This window comes from Aerococcus sp. HMSC10H05, from assembly GCF_001806975.1.
GTDB classification, from domain to species: Bacteria; Bacillota; Bacilli; order Lactobacillales; family Aerococcaceae; genus Aerococcus; species Aerococcus viridans_B.
Genome location: NZ_KV786976.1, coordinates 36,654 through 39,663 on the forward strand (window position 1 = coordinate 36,654; position 3,010 = coordinate 39,663).

General features: G+C 38.2%; 2 protein-coding genes. Both read left to right on the forward strand.

Features of this window, described 5'->3' with window-relative positions; all coding sequences use genetic code 11:
- The first annotated feature begins 317 nt into the window (after positions 1-317).
- Positions 318-2,411 (forward strand): transglycosylase domain-containing protein, encoded by a 2,094-nt coding sequence (locus HMPREF3116_RS04135; RefSeq protein ID WP_070467923.1) that lies wholly within the window; start codon positions 318-320, stop codon positions 2,409-2,411.
- Between the two features lie 93 nt (positions 2,412-2,504).
- Positions 2,505-2,888: a YlbF family regulator gene (locus HMPREF3116_RS04140; RefSeq protein ID WP_083272754.1), complete on the forward strand. Its 384-nt coding sequence runs from the start codon at positions 2,505-2,507 to the stop codon at positions 2,886-2,888.
- Positions 2,889-3,010: the final 122 nt, after the last annotated feature.

Below are 3,010 nucleotides of genomic sequence, written 5' to 3' on the forward strand. Positions count from 1 at the left end.
TTCGCTTTGGCAGTCCGGTCTCCACTTCAGAATAGTTTGCATCACACTCTGTGTGATACGGCACTATTCTTCCAGTGTTACCGGCCTGAGCGCCAAAGCTCACACCCTTTATAATAAGTTTATGTTAATTATGTCTTTTTTCCATTGTGCTTTGTTTTTCTACGTGGGAGAATAGGTTGAAATGTCCTCCAAGTCGCTATTTTGGTTAGACGTTTTTTGTAATATACAACCAGAGTCTGAGTGAATGTATTGGATTTCTGGTAAAATAGTAATGAAAAAATGGAAAAACTGTAGATAAATAAGATAGGAAGAAAACAATGCGAAATATTTTTGAATCGAATGATCGAGATATGTATTCGGATGATTCAAATCTCACTTTGTGGCAAAAGTTCCGCAGGTTATGGCAACGATATCGGGTAACCAGGTGGTTGATTTTGGTTATCTTGGCGGTTGGATTTGTCATGGAAGCCTATTTGCTGATAGGCGCTAAGACTACTGATGTGAGTGACTTGCCGACGAAATTGCAGGTAACAACCGAATTTTACGACCAAGACGGTGAGTATGCTGGAGAAATATCCAATGATGCCGGAACTTATGTCGAACTAGAAAATATATCAACGAATATTCAAGATGCGGTCATATCAACAGAGGATAAACGGTTTTATGACCATCACGGGTTTGACCCAATAGGTATCGCACGTGCAGCTTTTGGTTACGTAACAAGTGGTCAAATTGTTGGTGGTGGATCAACGATTACGCAGCAATTAGTCAAGAATGCTTTTTTAGATAATGATCAGTCCTTGATGCGTAAATTAAAAGAATTGTTCTTAGCTTTTGAAATTGAAAAGAACTATACCAAAGAAGAAATTTTGGAAATGTATTTAAATAATGCTTACTTTGGGAATGGCGCTTATGGGGTAGAAGACGCCAGCTTAAAATATTTTGGTGTGTCAGCCTCTGAAGTGACTGTAGGAGATGCGGCTGTTATTGCCGGTGCTTTAAAAGGGCCAACCATTTATAACCCTGTAGATGATTATGATGCTACATTAGACCGACGAAATACTATTATACAATTAATGGTGGATAATGAATTTCTTACACAAGAAGAAGCTGATGCTACTATTCATACGGAATTGGTACAGATGAATAATGATACTTCAAGTGATGCTTATGCTTATCCGTATTACTTTGATGCTGTAATTAACGAGGCTATTGATAAATTTGGTTTATCTGAAGAGGATATTATGAATGGTAATTACAAGATCTATACCAACCTCAACCAGACATATCAGGCTGAACTAGAGTCAACGTATAGTGATACGTCTTTATTCCCTACATCGCCATCAGGTGAACTTGCTCAATCTGCTTCTGTTGTGATGGATCCGAAAACAGGTGGCGTAATGGCTTCAGTTGGTGGAACAGGCGACTATTCATTCCGTGGCTTTAACCGTGCTACCCAAATTTCACGAAGCCCAGCTTCAACAATTAAACCGTTATTGGTTTATGCTGCCGCCTTGGAAAATGGTTATACTGCCCAATCTGTTATTCCAGATGAACAAAAGTCATATGGTGCAGATAATTATTCTCCAGAAAACTGGAACTATGAGTATGCAGGAGATATCTTACTATGGGATGCAGTAGCAAAATCTAAAAATACGACAGCTGTGTGGTTGATGAATGAATTAGGTATTCAAACAACGATTGCCAAATTAGATGACTTTGGTATTCCGTATACTGAGGAAGATAAAAACTTGAGCTTAGCCCTAGGAGCCTTTAATAATGGTGGCGTTTCACCATTGCAAATGGCTTCTGCCTACTCAGCTTTTGCAAATGGTGGGGTTCGTTCAGAAGGTCAGTATATTACGCGTATTGAGGACCAACAAGGAAATATCGTTGTAGAAGAACAAGAGCCAGTTCAAAACCAAGCAGTGAGTGCAGAAGTTGCAGATGAAATGACCGCTGTTTTAATGTCAGTATATGATGAAGGTGGTACTGGTGCTACTATGGAACCTGAAGGCTATGAAATCGCTGGTAAGACTGGTTCAGCAGAATCTGCCAACTTTACATCAGGAAATGCGGATGAATGGGATATCGCCTACACACCTGATGTGGTGATTGCTACTTGGTTTGGTTTCGATGATACAGATGATGATACTTACTTATGGTATGGATCAGCTGGTTCATCTAAATTAGCCTTCTCAGATGTCTTAAGTGGTATTTTGAATTCAAGTCCAGGTACCACATTTAGTGTGCAATCAGCCTACGATGAATATAATCAAATCCAATCTGAACAAGCAACAATTTCTGAAGAATCATCATCTGAAGAATCCTCTTCTGACAATGAATCAGAAGACAGGTCGGTATTGGATTCAGTGCAAGAATTCTTCCAAGGATTATTTGGCGGACAATAGCTAATCCCTTTTGACTTTCAATGAATCTTAAAGAATGTTATATTGGAAAATGTAGTTGAAAAAGGTCAAGTTGACCAGGAACAATTTTAAGGAGTGAAAATTTTGGCAAATATTTACGATACAATTAACCAATTAGAACGTGACATCCGTGAAGAAGCAGCGTACAAAGATTTAGTAGCCGCTGTTGAAGCTTTAAAAAATGATCAAGAAGCATTTGATATCTATACTGAATTCCGTGCACTACAATCTAGCTTCCAATTCAAAGCCCAATTAGGCCAAGAAATTACTGAAGAAGATGAAAAAAATGCCAACGAATTACAAGAGAAATTAGCTAACAACGAAGTGATTTCTAGCTTGATGGATAAAGAACGTGCTTTAAATACTTTAGTTGAGGACATTAACAAAGGTGTTTCTAGCCCAATCAACGAAGTATACCAATCATTAGCAGAGAAAGCTGAAGGTCAAACTGAAGCTTAATGTAATTGATAAAATTTAATCTATAATAAGCGAAAGCAAACAGTAAATTATTGCAAGCTTAGAAGAGGTCAAGGAACATCCTTGGCTTCTTTTTTAGGCTCTTCGTCAAATCGGACTGATGA